Below are 23,380 nucleotides of genomic sequence, written 5' to 3'. Positions count from 1 at the left end.
GCCGGGAGCGGGGCCCTTCGGGGCGGTCCAGCGCCGGACCGCACGGGGTGACGTCAGCTGCCGATCGGGCCGCCGTCCAGTCGCCAGGTGACCACCACGCCCGGCTTGGCGTAGTCGCCGTCCGGCCAGGTCGACGCCGGCTTCTCCACGGTGGCGCCGGTGATCTCTCCCGGGTGCTGCACGGCGACGAAGACCGAGCGGTTGTCACCGGTGATGAACGGACCGCAGGCCTCCGCGCCGAGCGGCACGGTCAGGAACTGCTTCAGGTGCCCCCGCTCCGGCCCCTCGACGGCGGTGGCGAAGAGGCCGTCGTTGCTGCCGAGCGCGTTGCCGTCGGTGGAGATCCAGAGGTTGCCGGTGGCGTCGAAGGCGACGTTGTCCGGGCAGGAGACCGGCGAGACCTTGGTCTTGTCGTACCCGGCGAAGTAGGTCGACGGGTCGGCCGGGTCACCGGCGACGATCGGCAGCGACCAGGCGAAGGTCTCGGCGGTGTGGTCGCCCCGCTCCTCGACCAGCTCCAGGATCTGGCCGTGCTTGTTGAGGTTGCGCGGGTTGGCCTCGTCGGCCGGGGCCTTGCCGGGCTTGCCCCGGTCGGTGTTGTTGGTCAGCGCCACGTACACCTTGCCGGTGTGCAGGCTCGGCTCGACGTCCTCCGGGCGGTCCATCTTGGTCGCGCCGACCTGGTCCCCGGCGAGCCGGGTGAAGGTGAGCACGTCCGCGGCGGTCATCCCGTCGACGTACGAGCGGTTGCCGCTGACCAGTCTGATCCACCGGCCGGCGCCGTTGAACGCGCCGTCAACGGGGAGCTTGCCGGAGCCGTCGATCTCGGCGGCGCTGGTCTGCCCGAACTGGGCGACGTAGAGGGTGCCCGACTCCAGCAGGGTCAGGTTGTGCCGGCGGGCCACCCACGAGTCGCCCGGCATGAACTTCCGGTCCGAGACGAACTTGTAGAGGTAGTCGAAGCGCTCGTCGTCGCCCATGTACGCGACCACGTGCCCGCTGCGGGCCACGATGACGTTGGCGCCCTCGTGCTTGAACCGGCCCAGCGCGGTGTGCTTGCGCGGCCGGCTCTCCGGATCGAACGGGTCGATCTCCACGATCCACCCGAACCGGTGTGCCTCGTTCGGGTGCTTCGCCAGGTCGAAGCGCTCGTCGGCCCGCTCCCACTTCCGGCTTCCGCTCGGGTACCGGGCGGTGGTGGTGATGCCGTACCGGGCCAGCTTCGGCTTCAGCTCCTCCGGGGCGGCGTCGCCGCCGACGAAGTACTGGTTGAAGTTCTCCTCGCCGGAGAGGACCGTGCCCCAGGGGGTCACCCCGCCGGCGCAGTTGTTCAGCGTGCCGACCACCGTACGGCCCTTCGGGTCGGCGGCGGTGCGCAGCCAGGCCGAGCCGGCGGCGGGGCCGGTCAGCTCGAACTTCGTGCCCAGCGCGGTCACCCGCCGGTTGTACGGCCGGCGGCCGTGGCCGACCGGACGCCACCGCCCGGTGCCGTCGACGCGCTCCAGCTCCACCACCGACATGCCGTGCGCGGCCATCGCCGTGCGCACCTGCTCGACGGTCAGCGCGTCCAGCCCGGTGAAGCCCGGGAACATGAGGTCCTCGTTGGTGTACTCGTGGTTGACCACGAGCAGCGCCCGCCGGCCGCGCCGGTCCAGCGGCAGCACCCCGACGAAGTCGTTGTTGTAGCCGAACTGCTTCGACTGGGCGGCGGCGTTCTGCCCGTGCAGGTCGAACTCCGGCGCCCCCGGCACGACCGGGTCGCCCCAGCGGATGACCACCGCGTGGTCGTACCCGTTGGGGACGACCAGGGTGTCGAGCTGGTTCGGCGGGATCGGCCGGAAGGTCAGCGCGCCGGAACCGGCCGAGGGCCGCGGCCGGGCGGGGCCGGTCACCTCGGGTACGACCGGCGCGGCGGCGGCCGGGCCGGCGCCGGCCAGGGCGCCGGCGGCCGCCCCGCCGAAGCCGAGCACGAGCGCGCCGACCGCGCCGGCCCGGACCACCCCGCGTCGCGACACCTCGGTCTGCACCAGGTCGCCGAAGTACGTGTTGTCGGAGGTGTTGGGAACGGGGTGGTCACAGGCGTTGCCGCACCGGTACAGACAGGTCATCGCATCACGGCTGCCGTGCCGGGTGGCACCGAGCAGCGGGAGCAGCCGGGGACGGTCGCTCATGGAAGGAGCCTCCTGGAAAGCAGGTGGGGAGCACACCGGCACCGCCGACGTGCGTACCGGCCGGACGCTGCCAGGGCGGGGTGAGCGCCCGCCGGACGGGGCGTTACGTGAATGTGAACAGCTGCGGCCGCGGCGTCCGGCCCGACCACCGGTGAACCGAACCGGGTCACCGCGCGTATCCACGGGCGAACGCACTTCGCCGGACTCGCCCCGGAGAGCGAGGGGATCGCCATCAGCGACCACGACGCCCAACTGCTGCGCGCGCTGCACGACGAGCACGCGGAGGCGCTGTACGCGCACGCCCTCCGGCTGGTCAACGGTGACCGCACCCGGGCCGAGGACCTGGTGCAGGAGACCCTGCTGCGGGCCTGGCGGCACCCGGAGTCGCTGGACCCCCGGCGCGGCTCGGTCCGTGCCTGGCTCTTCACCACCGCGCGGAACCTGGCGATCGACGCCTGGCGACGCCGGTCGACCCGGGTCGGTGAGGTGTTCACCGACGAGCTGCCCGAGCCGCCGGAGGCGGTCGACGAAGCGGAGCGCGCGGTGGAGGCGTGGACCGTCGCGGAGGCGTTGAACCGGCTCACCCCGACCCACCGGGAGGTGCTGGTCGAGTGCTTCTACCAGGGCCGTTCGGTGGCCGAGGCCGCCGCGAGACTGGGCGTGCCGCCGGGCACCGTCAAGTCCCGCACCCACTACGCGTTGCGCTCACTACGTTTGGTCCTGGCCGAGATGGGGGTGACCGGATGACCCGCTGCGAGTTCGCGCACGACGACGGCGCGTACGTCCTGGGTGCCCTCGCCCCCGCCGACCGCGCCGCCTACGAGCGGCACCTGGCCGGCTGCGCCGGCTGCCGCGAGGCGGTTGCCGAGGTCGCCGTGCTGCCCGGGCTGCTCGGCCGGCTCGACCCGGCCGCCCTGGACGAGTTCCTTCCGCCGCCGCCCCAGCACAGCCCGGTGCCCGCGCTGCTCGACGCCGCCCGGCGGCGCCGCCGCCGCGAGCGGTCCGCCACCCGCGGGCGGTACGCCCTGACCGCGCTGGTCGCCGCCGCGTTCGCCCTGGTGGTGGGGGCCGGTGGGGCGTCCCTGCTGCGCCCCGCTGCGCCGCCGCCCGCGCCGACCGCGCAGGCGGTCCGCATGGTGGCCATGCAGCCGGTGGCGGCGAAGGTGCCGGTGCACGCCGACATCGGGCTGACCGGCACCGACTGGGGCACCGAGGTCACCATGCGCTGCGGGTACGACGCGACCGCCGGCTACGGCAAGGCGTACACGTTCCGGCTGGTGGCGCACGGGCCGGACGGGGCGACGGAGCAGATCGGCTCGTGGCTGGCGGCCCCCGGTGACGACGTACGGCTCAGTGGAGCGACCCGCTTCACCGACGCGGAGCTGGTCCGCCTGGAGCTGGTCCGCGCCGACGGCACCGCGCTGCTCGGCTACGACGTCCGCTGACCCCGGTCACCGAGGTGCGACGGTGACCGGGGCGGCGGCACGAGCGGCGACGCGGGTCCGCCGGCCGTGCCGCAGCGCGTCGGCGGTGAAGACCATCAGCGCCACCCAGACCAGGGCGAAGCCGGCCAGCCGGGCCGGCGGCATCGGTTCGTGGAAGATCAGCACGCCGCAGCCCAGCTGGAGGATCGGGGCGAGGTACTGGAGCATGCCGAGACTGGACAGGGGCAGCCGGTTGGCCGCTCCGGCGAAGAGCAGCAACGGGATCGCGGTGGCCGCTCCGGCCAGTACCAGCAGCGCGGTGTGTCCGGCCGAGACGTGCCCGAAGGTGGCCCGTCCCTGCCCCGCCAGCCACCCCAGGTACACCAGCGCGGGCAGCGCCAGCACCGCCGACTCGACGAAGAGCCCCTCCGCCGCGGGCAGCCCGAGGCGCTTCTTGACCAGCCCGTACCCGGCGAAGCTGAACGCCAGGGTGAGCGCGAGGTACGGCGGGCGGCCGTAGTCGACGGTGAGCACGGCGACGGCCGCCGCGCCGACGCCGAGCGCGGCCCACTGCGCCGGGCGGAGCCGCTCGCGCAGTACGAAGACGCCGAGCAGCACGACGACGAGGGGGTTGATGAAGTAGCCCAGGGCGGTCTCCACCACCCGGTCGGAGTTCACCCCGTGGATGTAGGTGCCCCAGTTGACGGCGATCAGCGCGGCGGCGGCGACGATCCCGGCCAGGGTGCGGGGCCGGCGGGCCAGCGCGTACAGAAAGCCGATGTTGCGTAGCGCGGCCAGCAGCAGGGCGACGAAGAGCACCGACCAGACGATCCGGTGGGCGAGGATCTCCACCGGCCCGGCCGGGCGCAGCAGCTTGAGGTAGATCGGGAAGAAGCCCCAGAGCAGGTAGGCGCCGAGGCCGTACAGGTAGCCGAGCCGGACCGGATTCACCCCTCCACCGTAAGGGGCGATTCCGGGCTCTGTTCCTTTCCGGTGAGCGGGCTCACCGGCGCCTGCCGCCGGTCCAGCTCCATCCAGAGCTCCGGCTTCACGGGGCCGAAGCCCAGCTTCGCGTACACGCCGTGCGCGTCGACGGTGGCCAGCAGGATCCGGTGTACGCCCAGCTCGGCCAGGTGGTCGCGGGCCGAAGCGGCGAGCCAGCTCCCCAGGCCCCGTCCCCGCTTCTGGTGGTGCTGAGCCGGTAGCCGTCGGCGCGGGTCACGGTGGACATCCCGCGACGCTAGCCCGACCGTCCCGCCGCCGCGCCAGCCAATTCCCGTCCGCCGGCCGGCGCGGGTGTTCGGATCCCGCCCGGCCGCCCGGCCCCCGGACCGGTGCCTTGCGGTCCGGGCGGCCGGGCAGCGGTCAGTCGCGGTCGAGTACGGCGCCGAGGATCCAGGTGACGATGCCGACGAAGAGCGCCCCGAGCACCGCCTCAGGCCAGAAGCTGTCGACGTGGAAGGGCAGCCCGGCCTGGTCCGCGATCCAGCTGGTGAGCAGGAAGAGCAGGCCGTTGACGACCAGGGCGATCAGCCCGAGGGTGAGCAGGTAGAAGCCGCACCCGACGCTCTTGATGATCGGCTGGAGCACCGCGTTGACCACTCCGAAGATCACCGCCACCAGGAGCAGCGTGGTGACCGTCTCGACGGCCGAGTCGGAGTCGAGCGTGATGCCCGGAATGAGCAGCGTCGCCAGCCAGAAGGCCACCGCCGTGGAGCCCAACCGGATCAGAAGGCCCTTCAGAAAACCCATGGCGGGGATCGTGCCACGGGAGATCCACCCGGGGAACCCTCCGCATGACCGGTTCAGCGCCGAGCGGGCCGACCGATCAGCTGCGACTCGATCGGGGTCGGGGAGAGCAGCGCCCAGCGCAGCGCCCGCCGGTTGACCACCGCCACCATGTCGTCGCGGATCCGGGTCAGCCACTCCGCCGAGCCGCCCAGCCCCAGGGTCGCCCCCGCCAGCGCGGCCTCCCGCGGGTCCAGCGGTTGCAGCACCGCCAGGTCGGCCCGGCCCAGGGTGTCCGCGTCGGCCGGGGTGAGCTCGTCGCGTACCACCAGGGTGGCCTGCCAGGCCGGCCCCGCCGTCGGCTCGGCGTCCCCCGCGCCCGCGTCGACGACCAGCAGCAGCGGGCACAGCGGCGAAGCCGGTGCCCCGCCCACCGGCCGCCCGGGCGGGATCACCGCGATGCCGCCCCCGACGCCGCCGATCCCGCGGACGAACGGTTCCCAGCCGCGCGGCCGGCCGGTCCGCACCACCACCCGGGCGCCCAGCGCCATCGCCCGCAGCACCAGCAACTGGGCCGCGCGCACCCCGCCGACCAGCACCAGCCGGGTGCCCTCGGCGCGGAACAGCCGGACGGTCACCGCGCCCCCGTGCCGGTTCGCGCCGACCATCAGCCCGGCGTCGCCCAGGCTCAGCTCCAGCGGCTCCGCGTCCCCCGCCGCCGGCGGGACGCCGGCCACCGCGAGCGGCAGCGTCTCGGCCAGCGCGTCCAACTGCTCTCCGTCGAGCCGGCGCAGCTCGGCGCCGGCGTCGGCCACCAGCCGGTACAGCGCCTGCGTCGCGGTGTCCAGCTCGGCCGGGGTGCGGGCGGTCAGTCGTACCGTCAGCTCGACCGGGACGGGCGCGGAGTCGGCGCCGGCTCGCGGCCCGGCGCCCAGTGCCACGCTGGTCGCGGTGGCGGGCAGGGCCAGCAGGCGGGGCACCAGGCGACGGCCCAGGTCGGTGCGCGGGTCCGGCCAGCGCCGCAACCGGAAGCCGACCTGGCGCAGGTCGCCGGAGCTGACCGACTGCCAGGTCTCCCGGGTCGGCCGCCCGCCGTCGTGGTGGGCCAGCTCCCCCAGTACGCGCAGCGCCGCGTGCTCGCCGAGCGGTCGGGCGGTGACCGGCCCGAGCCGGCGGACGATCCGCCGGACCGTGCCGGAGAGGGCCCGGCGCAGCTCCTCGTCGGACCAGCCGTCCACCCGCAGCACCCGGACCGCGAGCAGCGCCCGTTCCTGCCCGGGCAGCCGTCCCTCGGTCAGCTGCCGGTACGAGGTGCCCGCGGTGCCGCCCGCCGTGTCGGGGGCCGGCGCGGGCGCGGAGTGCAGCAGCAGCTGAAGCCGGACGGGAGGGTGCTCCGGCGCGCCGGCCGGCAGCAGCGCGGCGGGGGTCGGCAGCGGGCGCGGCCCGTCACCGAGCAGGTCACCCGGGTCGCCCAGTTCGAGCAGGGCGGTCAGCCCGTGGGCGTCGTCGATGACCCCGGCCGGGCCGCCGGCCAGCTCCACCGGGCGGATCGCGGCCCCGGGCAGCACCAGCGCGAGCAGCTCCGCCGGACCGGCCCCGGCGTCGAGGCCGTGCCGCCGGGTGGTGTACCCCGCGGCGGTGGCCAGCCACTCGAAGAGCCACCGGCCCCGCCAACGGCACCCGGCGGTGACGAGCAGCAGTGCGCTGCCGAGGAGGGCGAGCAGCATCGGCCCGGCGCCCCGGCCCAGCGCGGTGGCGGGCAGGGCGAGCGCGACCTGCGCCGCCACTACCTGACCGGCCCGGACGGCCCCCGACGGGCGGGCGGCGGCCGGCATCCACTGTGGCGGCAAAGGCTGGCGCGGGGCCGGCCGCTGCGCGCGCCCGGTCGTCATGACCGTCACCGGTTCTCCTCAGCTCGACACCTCGGGCCGCCCCGGCTGCCCGGCCACCCGCGACACGGACCGCTCCGCGACGGCGGCGTGACCCATCGTAGGGGTGCGGGCGGACGTCACGGATCCCACGGTTGTCCACAGGGGAGGCCGACGGGGTAGCAGAACCGCGATCGGGTCGCTACCGTCAGCGACGAGTTCCGCTGACCGTCGCCGTCGTGGGCCACCGACCCCGGCGACCGGCACGAGCGACGTCCACCCTGGGCGTCCCGACGGCCAGCCCGACCGAGGAGACGAGGTGACGTCCGGGTGTCCCAGACCCAGGCAGAAGCCGCGGTGATGCAGCAGACCGCCGCGAAGTTCGAGCAGGTGGACCAGTCGTTGCAGAGCATGCTCAGCGGCCTGATGGCCGAGCTGGAGGTGTTGCAGCAGGCCTGGCGCGGCGCCGGCGGGCGGTCGTTCGAGCAGGTCAAGCAGCAGTGGTCGCAGGATCAGGCCGCGTTGCAGCGAGCCCTGCGGGAGACCGCGTCGGCGATCCGCACCGCCGGCCAGCAGTACGACGTCTCGGACTCCGAGGCCGCCGGCCGGGTCGCCGGCACCAACCGCGGCATCCAGCTGCCGCTGTAACCAGAACCCGGGAGAGGGAGCATCCGATGGACCACGGTGTGCTGGTCGTCAATTTCGCCGCGCTGCAGCAGGCCGGCGCGGACATCCAGAAGGCGCTGAACACGCTCGACTCGCAGCTCGGCCAGTTGGAGCGGGACGCGGCTCCGCTGGTGGCCGGCTGGGCCGGTGACGCCCAGCAGGCGTACGAGCAGCGGCAGGCCCGGTGGCGGTCCGCCTCGCAGGACCTCCAGGCGATGCTGCGCGACATCAAGCTCGCGGTGGACGACTCCGCGTCCGACTACCTCAACACGGAGAAGCGGAACGTCGGCCTGTTCCAGTGAGCCTGCCCGGTGGCGGCGCCCGACGACCTCGTCGGCGCCGCCACCGTCGTTCCCGCCGCAGCGGCGGAGCCCCGGCTACGGGCGGCGGAATCCCGGTGTCGGGCGGGTCAGGCCGGCCCGGCGGGACGCCAGCCGCGGCGGGTGCCGCGGGGCAGCACCACGGCCAGCAGCACCGCCACCACCACCGCGGCTCCGGCGACCGTGGCCACCAGCACGGCGCGATCCCGCGCGGCCGCCCGGCGCGCCCGCTGGGCCAGCACCGCCGGGTCGGGCCGGTCCGCCGGCAGCGTCGCCGCGACGGACCGCCCCGCCGGGCCCGAGCCGGCGTCGGTGACCGCGCGGTACGGGTTCAGGACCCCGGCGCCGTATCCACCCCGGTCGTCGCCCGGCGCCGGGTCGGCGGTGCCCACGATCCGCTGCGCCACCTGGGCCGCGGTCAGGCTCGGCCGGTACTGGCGGACCAGCGCCGCGGTCGCCGCCACGAAGGGCGTGGCGTAGCTGGTGCCCTCGGCGCGCAGGTGCCCCTGCACCGGGGCGGCCATCAGCACGTCCCCACCCGGCGCCACGAGGTCGACGTACGGGCCGGTCTGGGAGAAGCCCGCCCGGGAACCGTCGGGGGCGATCGCCCCCACCCCGAGCACCCCGTCGTACGCGGCCGGGTAGGGGCGTGGGTCGCCGTTGTCGTGCAGGTTGCCGGCGGCGGCCACCACGACCACGTCCCGGCGTACCGCGTAGGCGACCGCCGCCCGGACGGCCGGGTCGTCGGCGTACAGCACGACGGAGAGGTTGAGCACGTCGGCGTCGTGGTCCACCGCCCACCGGATCGCCCGGGCGAAGTCGGCCGCGCTGACCGTACGTCCCGACTCGCGCCCCTCGACCACCTGCTGCTCGCTCACCCGTACCGGCAGGATGCGGGCGCGGGGGGCGAGCCCGTGGAAGGCGACCCCGGCGCCCGGGGCGGCGGCGATGATGCTGGCCACCCCGGTGCCGTGACCGGCGCAGTCCCGGGTGCCGTCCCCGCCCGGGTCGAGGAAGTCGGCGCCGTCGAGCACCCGGCCCCGCAGCTGCGGATGCCGGCTGTCGACGCCGGAGTCGACGACCGCGACGGTGATCCCCGCGCCGGTGGCCAGGGGGGCGAGCCGCTCCGGGGCGTACCGCTGCTGGGGCCAGGGGGCGGCGGCGACCGGCCGGACGGGGGCGAGTGGGGTGGCGCAGGCCGGCGCGGCGGCCCGCGCCGGGGTGGCCGACGACACGGCGAGGGCGGGCAGGGCGGCGAGCAGGACCGTCGCCACGCTCGTGAGGGCCGATCGCGCGCCGGGTCGGGACATCGACCGCCTCCGTATCGTGTCGACTCCGGAACCGGATGTTAGCGCCTCACGGGTATGGCCGGCGGGCCGCCGCCGTCCAGCCATTGTGATCGCGTTCCCACCTTGTAGGTTGTACGCGATGCCTATGGCCTGTTCGCGGGAGGAGAGGTGGCCGTGACCGACTGGGAGCCGGCTACCGAGGCCGAGGTGGCGCTGCGGGACGCGCTGCGGGCCAACGACCAGGAACTCTACTTCCGCGTCCTGGCCCGGACCGAGCTGTTCCTCCCGGTCTCCGCGCAGGCCCTCGCCGGCGAAGTGCCGATGGGCTGGGGCACCTGGACCACCGGCGGCCGGACCCACGTGCTGGCCTTCACCTCCCTGGCCGCGCTGCACGCCTGCCTGGGCGCCACCGCCGGCCCGAGCCGGCGCAGCCCCTTCGCCGACCTCGCCGCCGCCTGGCCCAACCACGAGTGGTGGCTGGCCGTCAACCCGGGCCTGCCGGTCGAGGGTTACCTACCGGCCTGGTTCGTCTCCCAGCTCTCCCGCGGGGACGTCCGCCTGCCCGGCCGCACCCTGGGTGCGCGAGCCCGGCTGGAGCGGGCGGAGTCGCTGGCCCGGGCCCGGGCCGACGGCGGGTCCGGTCGCGAGCCCACGGCGGGCCGGTCCGACACCGCCGACCGGACGGCGTCCGGCGGGGTACCTCGGACCGCCGCGCCATCGACCGCCGTCGGCGACCCGCCCGGCGGGTCCGCGCCGCCCACCGCGCCGCCGCGCGTACCGGTGGCGCCGCACCCGACCGACGTGCCGGCCCCCCGCTCGTCCGACGTGGACGCGGGCCGCCCGGCCGGCGCCGGCGGCCCGACGGGCGGCGATCCCGTCGACGCCGGCCAGCCGGCCGGCACCGACGTCGTCGTCGACGGTCGGCCGCCCCGCGACGGGGTCCCGGCGAGCGGCCGTCCCGCCGCCGCCCCGACCGAGCCGGCCTGGCTGGGCGCTTCCCGGCGGCGTCACCTCGGCGGCCTCGGCCAGCCCGCCTCCACGGGGGCCGACGCGACCGGGACCAACGGTCGTACCTCCTTCTTCGAGCCCGCCTCCACGCGTGCCGCGGCGGCCCGGGCAGTGCGGGACAACCCGCTGCGCTCCGGGGACCGGGCCGTCCCGCCCCGGCCCGGGCTCGGTGGGCAGCCCTTCCCGAGGCGCCGGCCCGCCACCGCCCCGGGCGACGAGGCGACCCGCGCGTTCCGGGTCGACACGGCGGACGAGCAGGCCACCCAGCCGATTCCGGCACCGGAACCACCGGTCGCGGCCCGCCGGCCCGACCCTCTGGCGGAGGAACCGACCCGGGCGTTCCGGGTTGCCCCGCCCGGCGTCGAGGCGACCCAGGCGCTACCGCGACGGCAGCCGACGCCGGCCGAGGAACCGACCCAGCCGCTCCCCGACCCGGCCGGGTGGTCCGCGCCGCCGCCCGGGCCGGACGTCACCGAGGAGCTTCCCCCGTCCATCGCCGAGCCGGTCTCCGGGCCCCCGGCGCCGCGCCGCGGCTTCACGCCCATCGTCATCGAGGGCACCGTCATCGAGTCCCGGGACCTCCCGGCGTCGTCGGCGGCCACCGTCGGGGACGGACCCGTACCGGGCGGCGGCACGGCGACCCGGAACGGACCGGCCGGCGGTGGGATCTTCGCCGAGTCCCCGCCGATCGCCCCGGCCTCCCCGGCTCCCACCTCCTCCGCCCCGGTCTCGCCAGCTCCTGCTCCCTCGGCCCCGGCGTCACCGGCCCCGGCCCCGGTCTTCCCGGCTCCGGTCTCGCCCGCCTTCGTGTCGCCGGCTCCGGTCTCCCCGGCTCCGGAGGCCGAGCCGGCCGCCCCCGCCGAGGCCGAGCCGTCGGCCGCTCCCACCTCCCAGGGCGTTGCGGGAACGCCGACCGGACCGACCGGTACGGCCGCCGAGCTGCTCGCGTTCCAGCCGGCCAACGACGTGGAGGAGAACCTGCTGAACGCCGCCGGTGCGGGCAGCACCGACACCTTCCTCTCCACCCTGCTGCTGGCCCGGGTGCTGCTCCCGGTCGCGCCCGACTCGGCGCCGGGCAGCCGCCCGGGCGATCCCGGCTTCGTGTGGCGCACCGACCAGCTGGACGGCGAGAAGTACGTGGTGGTGCACACCTCGCCGGAGCGGCTCGCCGACCACGGCGGTGAGCCGGTGGAGACGGTCGAGGTCCGCTTCGTGCAGCTGATCCGGCGCTGGCCGGACCCGGCCTGGTCGTTCGCGGTCAACCCGGGCAGCCCGATCGGGGCCAAGCTGCCCGGCGAGCAGATCGTCGGGCTGGCCAACTGGGCCGCCGAGGTGGGGCTGGGCGACGACGCCGACGTCGAGCCGGAGGCGACCGCCGCCGAGCAGCCGGTCGAGCGCCCCCGCTACGCCCCGCCGGTCACCGACCCGACCCGGCCGGTGGCGATGCAGAAGGCGGTGGCGCCGAGCCAGCTCGCCTACTACCTGGAGCGCGGGTACGACCGGGTCTCCGGCTTCGTGCACCGGGCCAACGAGCTGGCGCACCTGAACACCCCGGCCCAGCTGCACGACGCGCTCGGCCTGGGCTACCCGGGCTCCCCCTTCGCCCGCGACGCCGACCGGATCTACGTGCTGCGCTGGCCGGCGTACCGGCCGAGCCTCTACCGCATCCCGTACGGCGGGCAGAACGAGGCCGCCATGCGGGCGATGGAGGGCTGGGTCATCGAGCGGGCGCCGTTCCGGGGCAACGGCTTCGCCCCGGGCGAGAGCAGCGACGTGGTGGCCGAGTTCAAGGTGGACAGCGCCCGGCTGCCGCACGGCGCGCAGCTGTGGCGCATCGGCGCGGACGGCACCGAGCGGGTGATCGCCATCCTCGACACCGACGCGCTGCTCTGGCGACAGGTGGGTGAGCCCTGATGCGCGACGGTTACGTGGTCCGCTGGCGCGGCCGGGAATACCAGGCCAGTCCGGACGGCGACGACGTCCGGATCTACCAGTCGGAGCCCGCCGAGGGCTTCGAGGAGGTACGCCCCGGCCGGCACGTCCGGGTCCTGCCGGCCGCCGAGGTCGAGGGGTTGGCGTACGTGCGGACCACCTGCACCTGGCAGGGGCAGCCGTTCATCGTGCTCGGCGAGCACGACGGCTGGTTGCGGGTCGAGTACACCGGTGGCCGGTGGCCGGTGGCCCAGGCGATGGGCCTGGAGGTCTTCGACTTCGGCGTCTACCAGGGCTGGGCGCCGGCTGCCGAGGTCGCCGACCTGCGCGAGCAGCGGGTCTGAGCGGTCAGGACTTCGTCCAGCGCAGGATCTCGCCGAGCACCACGTCCCGCGCCTCCACGTGCGGGAAGTGCCCGACCCCGTCGAGCAGCCGCCACTCGTACGGGGCGACGACGTACCGGCCGGAGCCCTGGGCGGTGCGGGGCAGCGCGGCGACGTCGAGCGCGCCGTGCAGTTGCAGGGTCGGGGTGACCAGGGGTTTCTGCATCAGCCGGACGAACCGGTAGCCGTGCAGGCGCAGCACCGACCGGAACGCCCACCGGTAGCCCTCCATCGCGCAGAAGGCCGCCTGCGGGATCTGCATGGCCTCCCGGCAGTGGTCCGCGTACGCGCGGAACTCCGGCCCGGCCACCCAGTCCGGCCCGCCCCAGCGGCGCAGCATTTCCTCGACGCTGGCCGCGCCGTTGCGGGTGAGCACGTGCTCGTACCGGGGCAGCTGGAACTTCAGCGCCGGTGTGGAGGCGGCGAACTGCCCGCGCGGGTCGGCGAAGAGGGCGGCCCGCAGGCGCAGCGGGTGCGGCGCGCCGAGCACCACCAGTCGCCGTACCAGGGTCGGGTGGAACGAGGCGGCCGTCCAGGCGACCATGCCGCCCGCGCCCGCGCCGACCAGGGTGGCGGAGCGTTCGCCGAGGGCCCGGATCAGGCCGGCCACGTCGGCGGCGAGGGTGTAGCCGTCGTACCCCCGGGGTGGCTTGTCGCTGGCGCCGTAGCCGCGCAGGTCGACGGCGACCGCCCGGAATCCGGCGTCGGCGACCGCCGGGAGCATCTCGTGCCAGGCCCACCAGTACTCGGGGAAGCCGTGCAGGAAGAGCACCATCGGGCCGGTGCCCGCCTCGACCACGTGGAACCGGGTGCCGTTGGCTCCGACGAAGCGGTGTGTCCACGGCCCCTCGGTGAGGACACAGGACTCGTCGACGGGTCCGCCACGCTGCTCGGTCATGGGGCACAGCCTAGGACCCCGGCGCAGACTGACCGTCTCGGCGACCCGGTGGGTGGTCGCGGCGCCGGGTCGGGTCAGCCGACCCGGCTGATTTTGACGATGCTCGCGCGGGTGCCCGGCCCGCAGTCGTGGGCCGGGTCGGGGGGCGCGATGGTGACCAGCACCGTGGTGCCGGTGCCGAGGGTGCCCATCCCGCTGCCGTGCAGGGCGTACTCCCGGCCGTCGTCGGTGACCAGGCCGTAGCAGGGGCCGGAGCCGCCGCGGGTGATCCGGCCGGCGAGCACGTCGGTCACCCGGCTGTCGGTGGGCTTCTTCGGCGGCCCGGGGGGTCGCGGCAGGGTCGGCGGCTCGGTGGCGGAGAGCGGGGTGGGCCGGCCCGCGGACGGGACCGGGGAGCCGGCCGGTGGGCCGGACTGCGCGGTCGCGGGCGGGGACGGTGGGGGGGACGACGCGCCGGTCGAGGCGGGCGGGCGGGGCGGCGTCGGGTCGTCGGACACGGGGTCTCCGTTCCCGGCGCAGCTCGCCAGGGGTACGAGCAGCGCCAGCGCGAGAGCGGCCGGCAGGGCGGCGGTTCGTGGTGTCACCCGGATGGGACTCGCCGGGAGCCTGCGCGGTTCCGTCCCGCGTGCCGGTGGTCGGAAAGGGCGATGCCCGGGCAGGTGACCTGCCCGGGCATCGGTGGAACGCTGATCAGCGGATCAGGAGAAACGGACCTTCATCGAGGTGCCGTCCTGCTTCAGGACCCGGATCTTGGTGCCGGTGGCGGGGAGCTTGACACCGTGGTTCGGCAGCTCCTCGTACCAGTACTTCTGGGTGTCGTCGAACAGCGGCTGCGCGGCCTGGCCCCGGATGTAGGAGGGCTGGCTGTTGATGTGCAGCGTGAACGAGTCCGCCTTCTTGAGGCTGAACGGCGCGTCGTAGACCTGGACGCGGGCCCGCCAGGGGTTGCCGGTCAGGTTGTAGATCGGCCGCGGGTGCGCGTCGATGATCATGTTCCGACCCTCGCCCGGGTGGACGAAGGTGTCGTTGTCGGCCCACCGGAGGTTCCAGTAGGAGATCAGCAGACCCTCCTGGTACGCGTAGTGGTCCACGTAGTCCGGGCGGGTGTTCGCGTAGCCGAAGAAGTACGGGCCGGTCTTCAGGTACTGGTCGTACGAGACGTACGACCGGTTGCCGGCGATGTAGTAGTTGTCGAACTTGCGCTTGTAGGTCTCCTCAACGCTGGTCCAGCCATTGAAGGTCCAGCCGTTGGCGCCGGCCTCGGCACCGTCGCTGAGCACGGTCTGCCCGTCGGCGGTGATGGTGATCGCGTCACCGTAGAAGCCGCCCGAGGAGACACCACCGTCGGTCTGGTAGCGCAGCCGGAACTGCACGACCTTGCCGGCCGCGGCGTCCATCGGGATGTTGACGTCGACCCACTTGTCGCCGCTGGAGCCGTCCAGGGCGAAGCGCCCGGCCGAGATCTCCTTGAGCGCCTTGCCGTTGGCCGTACCCGGCAGCGTGGTCCAGCTCTGGCCACCGTCGGTCGAGGCCTCGAAGAAGAGGTAGTCGTAGTCCTCTTCGATGTTGTAGCGACCCTTCATCGTCAGCGCGGCGCTGGTCTTCCCGGTGAGGTCGATCGTCCGCGTCATCGTGGTGTTCAGGTCGTCGTCGTTGCCGGAGAAGTACTGCTTGGTCCCCTCGAACGGCTTGCCGTTCTGGAAGGTGTACTCCCGCTGCGGCAGCACCACCACGGCGGCCTGCGCCTTGGCGGAGTTGTACTCCTGCGGACCGAGATCCAGGGTGCGCTGCTGGCCGGCCTTGATGACCTCGTAGTCGAGCCAGCCGAGCTGGAGCTTGTTCCAGGCGCCGAGGTCGCCGCCGCGCTCGCCGATGCCACCGTCGTTCTTGGCGCCGAGCCGGCTCTGGGCCATCAGGGTCCAGTGCTCGTTGTTGTTGTCCCCACCACTGGTGACGTTGTAGTCGTCCGGCAGACCGAGGTCGTGGCCGTACTCGTGGTAGAAGACGCTCCGGCCGCCGTTCTCCGGCTGGATGGTGTAGTCACCGATCCAGACGCCGGTGGTGCCGATCTGGGTGCCGCCGGCCGGGAAGTTCTCCGGACCGGTGCTGCCCTGGTCGGAGGCGAAGGCGTACCAGCGGTGGCTCCAGATGGCGTCCTCACCCTGGTACGGGTCACCGTCGGCCTGGTCGCCGCCGGAGTGGACGATCTGGAAGTGGTCGATGTAGCCGTCCGACTCGTTGAAGTTGCCGTCGGCGTCGAAGTCGTAGCGGTCCCACTCGTCCATCGCCTTGACGTCGGCGGCGATCTGGGCGTCGGTGCGACCCTGAGCCTTCTGGTCCGCGACCCACTTGTTGGCGGCGTCGCGAACCAGCGCCCAGGTGTTGGTGCAGACGTTCGAGGCGCAGGGGTAGCCGTCGGATCGGCCGTACCGGGCCTCGTTGTACTGGACCTTGACCCAGTCGGTGACGGTGCCGTTGACGCTGTAGCGACCCGAGGACTGGGCCTCGTAGTACTGCTTCAGCGACTCGTCGCCCTGACCGGTTCCGAAGTAGAGCTTGCGGAAGTAGTCAGCGCTGTAGTCGGCCTGCCAGACGGTGGAGTTGTCCACCGCGCGGTTGGGAGCCGGGATCTCGTTGTGCAGCGGCCCGTCGAACCGGGTCGGGCCCGGGGTGTCCGGGTCGGTGTCCTGGTCCGGGTAGTTCGGGTGCCGCTCGTTACCGAACTCCGCGAGGATCACGAAGATCTTGTCGGTCCGCTTGCGGGCGAGCTCGACGTACTGGTCCTCCGTCTGGCCGGCGGCCGACGCCACCCGGGCGTTCGGGCCGTCAGCCTGGGTCTTGCCCACCTTGACGACCGTGCTGCCGTTGATCTTCTGCGCCTTCGCCTTGCCGGAGAGAACCTCGCTGAGGCCCTCCTGGCGCAGCGCCCGCCGCTTGTCCTCGAGCGGGTTGGGCAGATCGTGGTCCGTGTGGGCGGGTTCGGCGACCGACGGGGCGGCCGCCGGCAACTTCGGCGTCGGCGCGGCGCTGGCGGACGTGCCCGTCACCAGACCTGTCGCCGTCAGCGAAAGCCCGAGCAGACCCACTGCGACTTTGCGCACGTGGTACCTCCGGTGTGAGGGAACCGGCCCAACGGGGGTACAGGCCGGTGGATACGCCCCACCGGCGACACCGGTGGGACCAATGGTGAACATAGACACTGCCGGGACCACTGGGAAGACGTGCGCGTCGATTTGTTGCAAGATTTTGTTGGGGACGCTTTTCACCGTCACAATCGGACTTCCCATCCACGGCCATGAGCGGCGGGGATCTCGACGGCGGCAATTGCAGTGACAGTTTTCGATCAGTTTGCGGTGGCCTGCAAAGCAGGCGGGGCCGGTGGCATTCGCCACCGGCCCCGCCGTCCAACCGTTGATCAGTCAATCAGTTGGTGACCTTCACGACCATGTCGTCGGTCGGGTTGGTGCCCTGCTTCAGGATCTCGATCCGGGTGCCGGTGCCGGCCACCTTCACCGAGTTCCACGGGTTGCTGTTGTTCCAGTACTTGTTCGCCCCGCTGTCGGTGAAGACCGGGTTCGCCTCGAGCGCCGGGACCGTGACCGGAACACCGTTGCGGTGGAAGGTCTGGGCCGGCTTGGCGTACCGACTGAAGGTCGCGTCGTAGCCGTTACGGCGGTTGCTGATGGTGCCCACGCCGTCGACCTTGATCTGACCCGGGCGGACGTCCACCGGGAGGTTCAGGCCGTAGCCCGGGTGCTCCGAGGTGTTGTTGTCGCCGTAGGCGTAGTTCACGTACCAGACGAGCATGCCCTGGTGGTTGGAGAAGCGCTCCACCCAGTTCGGGCGGGTGGTGGCGAAGCCGTAGTTGTACCCACCGGTCCGCAGGGTGTCGTCGTACCCGAGGTAGGTCCGGTTCTCCGCGATGTAGAAGCGGGGGTACGTGGCGGTCACCGAGCCGGTCATCCGGGTGAAGCCCTTGGCCGTCCACGCCGCGTCCAGCGTCTCCGCGCCGTCGGTCCAGACGGCGGCGCCGTTCCTGACCAGCGACACGTTGTCCAGGAACGCGCCGGCGAGGTGCACGCCGCCGTCGGTCTGGTAGCGGTAGCGGAACTGCACGGTCTGCCCGGCGTACGCCGACAGGTCGTAGTTCAGGTCGACCCAGTTGCCGCTGGTGGAGCCGTCGACCCCGGTCTCACCGGAGTCGATGAGCGAGTTGCTGAGCGGAGCCCAGGTGGCGCCACCGTTGGTGGACACCTCGGCGTAGAGGTAGTCGTAGTCCTCTTCGATGTCGTACCAGGCCTTCGCGGTGATCGACGCGGAGGTCGCCCCGGTCAGGTCCAGCTGGCGGGTCAGGGTGGTGTTCAGGTCGTCCGCGCTGCCGCCCCACCACTCGTTCGCCCCGGCGAACGGGGTGTTGTAGGAGGTGGTCTGGGACTGCGCCGGCAGGTTGACCACGACCGCCTGGGCCTTCGGCCCGTCGCTGTCACCGGCCGGGCCGAGGGTCACCTGGGTGCTGCCCTTGCCGTACGCCACGGTCGAGTGGTTCAGCCAACCGAGGTACAGCTTCGACCACGGGTCCATGTAGCCCGGGGTCGACCCGATGTCGTCCTTGCCGCGGCTGAGCCACGAACCCGAGGCCATCAGGCTCCAGAAACCGACCCCGTTGTCGCCACCGGCGGTGTCGTACAGGTCCGGCAGGCCGAGGTCGTGGCCGTACTCGTGGGCGAAGACGCCCAGGCCGCCGTTCTCCGGCTCGGTGGTGTAGTCCCGGATCCACATGCCGGTGTCACCGATCTGGACACCACCGGCGAGGTTGCCCGCCGGACCCGCGGAGCCCGCGAGGTTCGGGAAGGCGGCCCACCGGTGCGACCAGATGGCGTCCTCGCCCTCGGCGCCGCCGCCGGCCTCCTCGCCCTCGCCGGCGTGCACCGCCTGGAAGTGGTCGATGTAGCCGTCGGCCTCGTTGAAGTCGCCGTCGCCGTCGAAGTCGTACCGGTCCCAGATGTCGAACTGGGCCAGGTACTCCTTGATCTGGGCCGGGGTCTTCCCCGCCGCGATCTGGGCGTCGTACCAGGAGGTGGCGCTGTCCTTGACGAAGTTCCAGTACCCGTCGGCCTCGGAGATGGCGTTGCTGCCGTACCGCGCCTCGTTGAAGGGAACCTTGACCCAGTCGCTCACGTCGCCGTTGACGGTGTAGCGCCCGCCGGACTGCTTGGCGTAGAAGTCCCGCATCGACTCGCCGGGACCGAACATCATGTCCTGGTAGTGGGCCCGGTTGAAGTCGGCCCGCCAGAGCGTGCTGTTGTCGTCGGTGGCGCCGCCGTCCCAGTCGCGGTCCGGCTCGGGGATCTCGTTGCGGACCGGGCCGGCAGCTCCACCGGTCCGGGCGTCGATCCGGTCACCGAACTCGACCAGCATCGTGAAGATCGGATCGGTCTTCGGCGGCTGCTGGTACTCGACGAACAGGTCGTCCTTGACCTGGATGACCTTGGAGCCGTTGCGCGTCTGGAGCTTGGCCTTGCCCTGGAGCAGGTCGGCGATGGCCTGCTTGCGCACCTCCCGCTGCTGATCCGCCTTCGGATCGGGGAGGTTGTCCCTGCCGTGCTTCGCCCGGTCGGCGCCGGGGGCGGGCTCCGCCGCCGGAGCGGCGGAGGCCGGGGCCGTGACGACGCCGGCCGCCAGCAGCGCGGCCGCAGCCGAAGCCAGGCCCGCCGTGACTCGTCTCCTCAAAGGTCCTCCTCCTTTGTGGAACTGTTACATGACGGTGCCTGCCGAAGCGGGTGGTGTCATGTGATGCGTCACTCACCATGGCAGAGGTTGCGACTCTTGTCACGGGTCAATTACTGCGGTAACCGGCCATCATTACCGGTCAAAACATCGCTAAACGCCGCGTGAATGCGCCGCATCTTCACGTCACGTTTCGGCCACGATCGCGGAGCGTGACGGTGATTATGGGGTCCCCATAAGGGAGCGCTGCGGCTTGCAGGCGTGTCACACCGAGCGGCTGGAAGCGCGGGCGAACGTAAGAGGGCGGGCTCGTTCGGAGCAGCGTGCCCCGGACGGGCCCCGCCCGGTGTGCCCGGTGGACTCTGGTCAGCCGGGCGACTCGGAGCGGGGGCTGTCGCTCAACCAGGGGTGGTGAAGGAGCGACCCTCGGTGTCGACGACAGCCACGGACCAACGGACCGAAGAGCCATGCGGCCGAATCGGCACCACGTCGCTCTTGGCGCGCGTGAAGACGTGCCACCGGTGGGTGAGGCCGTCGCATCGCACTGCCTTCGAGTCATCACCGCGGAGCGTGATCGTGCCACCGCCGGTGCACACCGAATAGATGGTGTACTCCATATCAGGGATTGTGAATCGCGGTGTGTCAGCGGCCCTGGTGCCCTGCATGAGGGAAACCAGGACACGAGCAGTCGCCGGCACGTCCAACTCGGGAAAATCGGAAGGGAGCGCCGCCCGGGGTGCGTCGGTGATGCGTGGCCCGGTCGGCTCGCCGGCCGCCGTGGGGGAGGGCGCGGGTCCGCCCCTCTCACGGCTCTCGGAGTCGCATGCTGCCCCGGCGAACATGACCGCCGCCCCGGCCAGCAATGAAGAGACGACGCGCGTGGCATGGCGGCTCATCCGAAGTCCCTTCCTCTGCGGGCGGCGGGCACCAATACCGCAACCTCGGTGGTGGTGCGACGATCATCGATGGTAATTACGTGATGCAACCAAGCCATTCCCGAAGCGTCCCGGTCGATCTCGTTCTGCTCCAGTGCCCAGCCGGGACCGGCACGCGGACGGGCGGGTGGCCTCGAACACGGACGGCCCGCCCGGAGCGGAGTGCTCCGGACGGGCCGCCGAACGTACGTCGGTGCGGGTGTGCTGCTCGGATCAGCTCGCCGGGGTCACGTGGACCGTGGCGTACGAGTTGTCCTTCGCCGTCTTCGTGATGGTGATGGTGACGCCGTAGGCGGCACCCTGGTCACCCGGGTTGCCGGAGCCCAGCACGGTGAACCCGAGGTTCGTGCCGTACAGGCCGGTGGCCGGGCTGCCGTCCGGGTTGGTGACCCGGGTGGTGTACGGCACGTTGCCCTTCGACGGGATCACCACGGACGCGTCGTTGTCCCGGGCGAAGAGCGAGCCACCGCGCACCTCGATGCCCGGGTACCAGCCCTTGGCGTCGGTGAAGCCCGGCACCGCCGGCTGCGCGCCGAAGGTGGTGCAGTACTCGCTGTACGGCTCGTTCGCCGCCTCCAGGCACTCCTTGAAGCCGTACGTGGGCTTGAGCGAGAAGGCCGCGTTGGCGGACTGCGGACGGCTGGGCAGGTTGTCCAGCGTCGACGGGTCCTTCACGGCCGCCTCACCCTGGCGGCGGTACGGGTCGAAGTGCGAGTCGACGATCAGCAGCCCACCCTTGGCGCCGTAGCTGGGCAGCGCGGTCATCTGCGCGGTGACGTGGTTGACGTCGCCCAGCGCGGTGTCCCGGTACCAGACCAGCATGCCCGGCGCGTTGTAGGAGAGCTTGTCGACCTTCCACGCGTCCCGCGAGTACACGGTGTCGTACGCGTACTTGAGGCCGTTGTCGAAGCCGTCGAAGTTGCGCCACTCGGCCAGGTAGTAGTGCGCCTGGTTGGTGGTGCCGCCGTCGATCCGCCAGCCCGGGCCGGTGGTGTCGACGAAGGTGCCGCCGGTCTGGGTCCAGCCGTTGGCCCCACCCTCGACGTTGTCACTCCAGGTGGTGGCGCCACCGGCGGTCACCGAGAAGTCGTCGACGAACCAGCCGCGCTCCACGAACGCCTCGTCGGTCGCCTGGCGCAGGCGCAGCTGCACCGTCTTCCCGGCGTACGCCGACAGGTCGACGTAGTCGTGCCGCCAGCCGTGGCTGTCCCCGGTCAGGCCGTACTTCTTGTTGCCGAAGTCCACCATCCGGCCGTTCGGGTCGGCGTAGCCGTCGTTGGTGCTGACCAGCTTGCCGGTCGAGTCGTAGACCTTCTGCTCGGCCCAGGTCGTGCCACCGTCGGTGGAGACCTCGACGAAGCCGTAGTCCCAGTCCTCCTCGATGACGTAGTTGTTCCACATCCAGAACTTCGCGTCGGCCGCCGCCGGCACCGCCACCGAACGGGTCAGCTTGATGTCGGCCCAGTCCTGGTCGGCGCCGGTGTACCACATGTTCGCGCCGCTGTGCGGCGTGGCCAGCGTGATCACCTTGTTCGGCAGGTTGACCTTGATGCCGTCCTTGGTGCCGACCGGGGTCCGCGAGGTCTGGCCCAGCTGCACGTCACGCGGGTCGGCACCCGGGTTGACGTTCAGCGGGTCCGCCCAGCCGAGCACCCACTTGTCCCAGAGGCCCATGTGCGTCGGCAGCGCCTGGAAGATCTCACCGGAGTGCGAGCCGGAGGCCATCAGGTCCCAGAAGTCGACGTCCGAGTCGGCGTTGCCGGAGGTGTCGTAGAGGTCCGGCAGGCCCAGGTCGTGACCGAACTCGTGGGCGAAGACGCCGACCCCGGCGTCCTCGGGCTGCACGATGTAGTTCGAGACCTGCAGGTCGGTGCCCGGAATTCGGTAGCCGCCCGGAACCGACGAGGAGTGCGCCCACACCGCGTACACGCCCTCGGCGCCGCCGCCGCGGGACTTGCCCTGGCCGGCGTGCACCAGCACCAGGTGGTCGATCACGCCGTCCGGCTCGTAGACGTTGCCGTCACCGTCGCGGTCGCCCTGGTCCTCGATGTCGTAGTCGGCCCACGGGAAGTTCGGGTCCATCTTCGCGAGCGTCGCGACCGCGTCGGTGGCGAGGCGGCCCGCGCCCTGCGGGTTGTCCGGGTGGCCGTTCATCGCCTGCTGGCGCCCGGCGACCCAGTTGCCGCTGGAGTCCTGGAAGCAGCGGGAGGCCGCGTACCAGCCCTCGGAGTGCGGCACGGTGATCCACGGGCTGGCCTGCCCGTCCACCGTGTACGCGCCCTTGGACATCTCCAGGTACATGTTGTGCATGGTGCGGCCGGCGAGGTCGACGCCCGGCTTGCCGTCCGGCCCGGTCAGGTCCTTGCGGACCCGCTCGGTGATCCCCTCCTTGGTGTAGAGCATCTTGTTGAAGTGCTCCGGGGAGAAGTCCGGCACCCACATCGAGTTGTTGTCCTCGTGCGGCAGGGAGCCCGGGTCCGGGATGTTGTTGTGCTTCGGCCCGTTCTGCACGGTGCCGAGGACACAGCTCCGGTCCTCGAAGACCGTCTTGGGGACCATGACGTCGGTGAAGTCGTCGTTGGCCTGGTCGTTGAACTCCACCAGCAGGGTCAGCAGCTTGGCGGTCTGGGTGCCCTTGGCCTGCTTGATCTGCCGCGGGTTCTTACCCGTCTTGATCGCCTCGGCCTCGGTCTTCGCCAGCTGCTTCGCCGTGACCGGGTTACCGCGGGCGAACTTGCGGTCGTACGTCCGCGCCTGCTCGACCGCCGGGGCGTGGATGCCACCCTTGCCCTTGACCTCGCGGCCGTCACTGTCCGGCTGGACGGCCGGCTCGGAGTAGTTGATGTAGAACTCGTCCGCCCCGATGGTGGCCCGGGCGGGGCCGGGCGTCTGGGCGGCCGCGCTGCCGGTCACGGTCAGTGACGTGGCGGCGAGGGCGATGGCGGGCAGCGCGACGAGTAGGCGTCTGCGTGACCCGGATTGCGGGAATGTGTTCATGCCGCTCCGTTTCTCGGGCATGGGGGAGGGGAGT

The 23,380-nt window shown here is 72.6% G+C and carries 17 protein-coding genes and 1 pseudogene; 6 read left to right on the top strand and 12 right to left on the bottom strand.

The window, feature by feature from the left end:
- Positions 1-53 precede the first annotated feature (53 nt).
- Positions 54-2,171, bottom strand: coding sequence for a PhoX family protein (locus V6U79_RS07165; protein WP_334613997.1), 2,118 nt, complete (start codon positions 2,169-2,171; stop codon positions 54-56).
- Positions 2,172-2,396: 225 nt separating this feature from the next.
- Here V6U79_RS07165 and V6U79_RS07160 point away from each other — a divergent pair, with 225 nt between their 5' ends.
- Both V6U79_RS07160 and V6U79_RS07155 read left to right on the top strand, forming a co-directional pair.
- On the top strand, positions 2,397-2,918 hold the full coding sequence (locus tag V6U79_RS07160; RefSeq protein WP_334530765.1) for a sigma-70 family RNA polymerase sigma factor: 522 nt from the start codon (positions 2,397-2,399) through the stop codon (positions 2,916-2,918).
- On the top strand, positions 2,915-3,616 hold the full coding sequence (locus tag V6U79_RS07155) for an anti-sigma factor family protein (RefSeq protein WP_334613996.1): 702 nt from the start codon (positions 2,915-2,917) through the stop codon (positions 3,614-3,616). The genes V6U79_RS07160 and V6U79_RS07155 overlap by 4 nt, the downstream gene beginning before the upstream one ends.
- 6 nt (positions 3,617-3,622) lie before the next feature.
- Here V6U79_RS07155 and rarD read toward each other — a convergent pair whose 3' ends face one another.
- The 4 genes and pseudogenes from rarD to eccE all read right to left on the bottom strand — a co-directional run bounded on the left by rarD (position 3,623) and on the right by eccE (position 7,215).
- Positions 3,623-4,546 (bottom strand): EamA family transporter RarD, encoded by a 924-nt coding sequence (gene rarD / locus V6U79_RS07150; RefSeq protein ID WP_334613995.1) that lies wholly within the window; start codon positions 4,544-4,546, stop codon positions 3,623-3,625.
- Positions 4,543-4,776: pseudogene (locus V6U79_RS07145) on the bottom strand (GNAT family N-acetyltransferase); the annotation flags it as partial. The pseudogene V6U79_RS07145 and the gene rarD, both read right to left, overlap by 4 nt.
- 184 nt (positions 4,777-4,960) lie before the next feature.
- Complete coding sequence (locus tag V6U79_RS07140; protein WP_334530741.1) at positions 4,961-5,347, bottom strand: phage holin family protein; 387 nt, start codon at positions 5,345-5,347, stop codon at positions 4,961-4,963.
- Positions 5,348-5,400: 53 nt separating this feature from the next.
- The gene (gene eccE / locus V6U79_RS07135) at positions 5,401-7,215 is read right to left on the bottom strand and encodes a type VII secretion protein EccE (RefSeq protein ID WP_442933751.1); all 1,815 of its coding nucleotides are present in this window, start codon (positions 7,213-7,215) and stop codon (positions 5,401-5,403) included.
- A gap of 306 nt (positions 7,216-7,521) precedes the next feature.
- Here eccE and V6U79_RS07130 point away from each other — a divergent pair, with 306 nt between their 5' ends.
- Both V6U79_RS07130 and V6U79_RS07125 read left to right on the top strand, forming a co-directional pair.
- Positions 7,522-7,839: a WXG100 family type VII secretion target gene (locus V6U79_RS07130; RefSeq protein ID WP_334613994.1), complete on the top strand. Its 318-nt coding sequence runs from the start codon at positions 7,522-7,524 to the stop codon at positions 7,837-7,839.
- Positions 7,840-7,865: 26 nt separating this feature from the next.
- Positions 7,866-8,159, top strand: a complete 294-nt coding sequence (locus V6U79_RS07125) for a WXG100 family type VII secretion target (protein WP_334530747.1) — start codon at positions 7,866-7,868, stop codon at positions 8,157-8,159.
- A 107-nt stretch (positions 8,160-8,266) separates the two neighbouring features.
- On the opposite strand, the gene mycP is transcribed toward V6U79_RS07125, so the two are convergent.
- Positions 8,267-9,487: a type VII secretion-associated serine protease mycosin gene (gene mycP / locus V6U79_RS07120; RefSeq protein ID WP_334530749.1), complete on the bottom strand. Its 1,221-nt coding sequence runs from the start codon at positions 9,485-9,487 to the stop codon at positions 8,267-8,269.
- 153 nt (positions 9,488-9,640) lie between these two features.
- On the opposite strand from mycP, the gene V6U79_RS07115 reads away from it, so the two are divergent.
- Both V6U79_RS07115 and V6U79_RS07110 read left to right on the top strand, forming a co-directional pair.
- A complete protein-coding gene (locus V6U79_RS07115) occupies positions 9,641-12,388 on the top strand; it encodes an SseB family protein (RefSeq protein ID WP_334613993.1) in 2,748 nt (915 codons plus the stop codon).
- Positions 12,385-12,750, top strand: coding sequence for a UCP033725 family protein (locus tag V6U79_RS07110; RefSeq protein ID WP_334530771.1), 366 nt, complete (start codon positions 12,385-12,387; stop codon positions 12,748-12,750). The genes V6U79_RS07115 and V6U79_RS07110 overlap by 4 nt, the downstream gene beginning before the upstream one ends.
- 4 nt (positions 12,751-12,754) lie before the next feature.
- Here the strand turns inward: V6U79_RS07110 and V6U79_RS07105 are convergent, their stop codons facing one another.
- From V6U79_RS07105 to V6U79_RS07080, 6 genes are all read right to left on the bottom strand, one after another.
- Positions 12,755-13,687, bottom strand: a complete 933-nt coding sequence (locus V6U79_RS07105; RefSeq protein WP_334530755.1) for an alpha/beta fold hydrolase — start codon at positions 13,685-13,687, stop codon at positions 12,755-12,757.
- 74 nt (positions 13,688-13,761) lie between these two features.
- Positions 13,762-14,184: a hypothetical protein gene (locus V6U79_RS07100; protein ID WP_334530758.1), complete on the bottom strand. Its 423-nt coding sequence runs from the start codon at positions 14,182-14,184 to the stop codon at positions 13,762-13,764.
- A 201-nt stretch (positions 14,185-14,385) separates the two neighbouring features.
- Entirely contained in the window at positions 14,386-16,773 is a 2,388-nt protein-coding gene (locus tag V6U79_RS07095; RefSeq protein WP_334614162.1) for an immune inhibitor A domain-containing protein, read from the bottom strand.
- A 337-nt stretch (positions 16,774-17,110) separates the two neighbouring features.
- On the bottom strand, positions 17,111-19,417 hold the full coding sequence (locus V6U79_RS07090) for an immune inhibitor A domain-containing protein (protein ID WP_334530760.1): 2,307 nt from the start codon (positions 19,415-19,417) through the stop codon (positions 17,111-17,113).
- Between the two features lie 395 nt (positions 19,418-19,812).
- Positions 19,813-20,031: a hypothetical protein gene (locus tag V6U79_RS07085; protein WP_334530762.1), complete on the bottom strand. Its 219-nt coding sequence runs from the start codon at positions 20,029-20,031 to the stop codon at positions 19,813-19,815.
- A 531-nt stretch (positions 20,032-20,562) separates the two neighbouring features.
- Positions 20,563-23,346 carry an immune inhibitor A domain-containing protein gene (locus V6U79_RS07080; RefSeq protein WP_334613992.1) on the bottom strand — a complete coding sequence of 928 codons (2,784 nt, stop codon included), beginning with the start codon at positions 23,344-23,346 and terminating at the stop codon, positions 20,563-20,565.
- Between the last annotated feature and the right edge of the window lie 34 nt (positions 23,347-23,380).

Origin of the sequence: Micromonospora psammae, from assembly GCF_036902725.1 — a bacterium.
Classification (GTDB): Bacteria; Actinomycetota; Actinomycetes; order Mycobacteriales; family Micromonosporaceae; genus Micromonospora.
The sequence above is the reverse complement of the archived record's forward strand: the minus strand, read 5'-3'. Positions and strand labels throughout refer to the sequence as shown.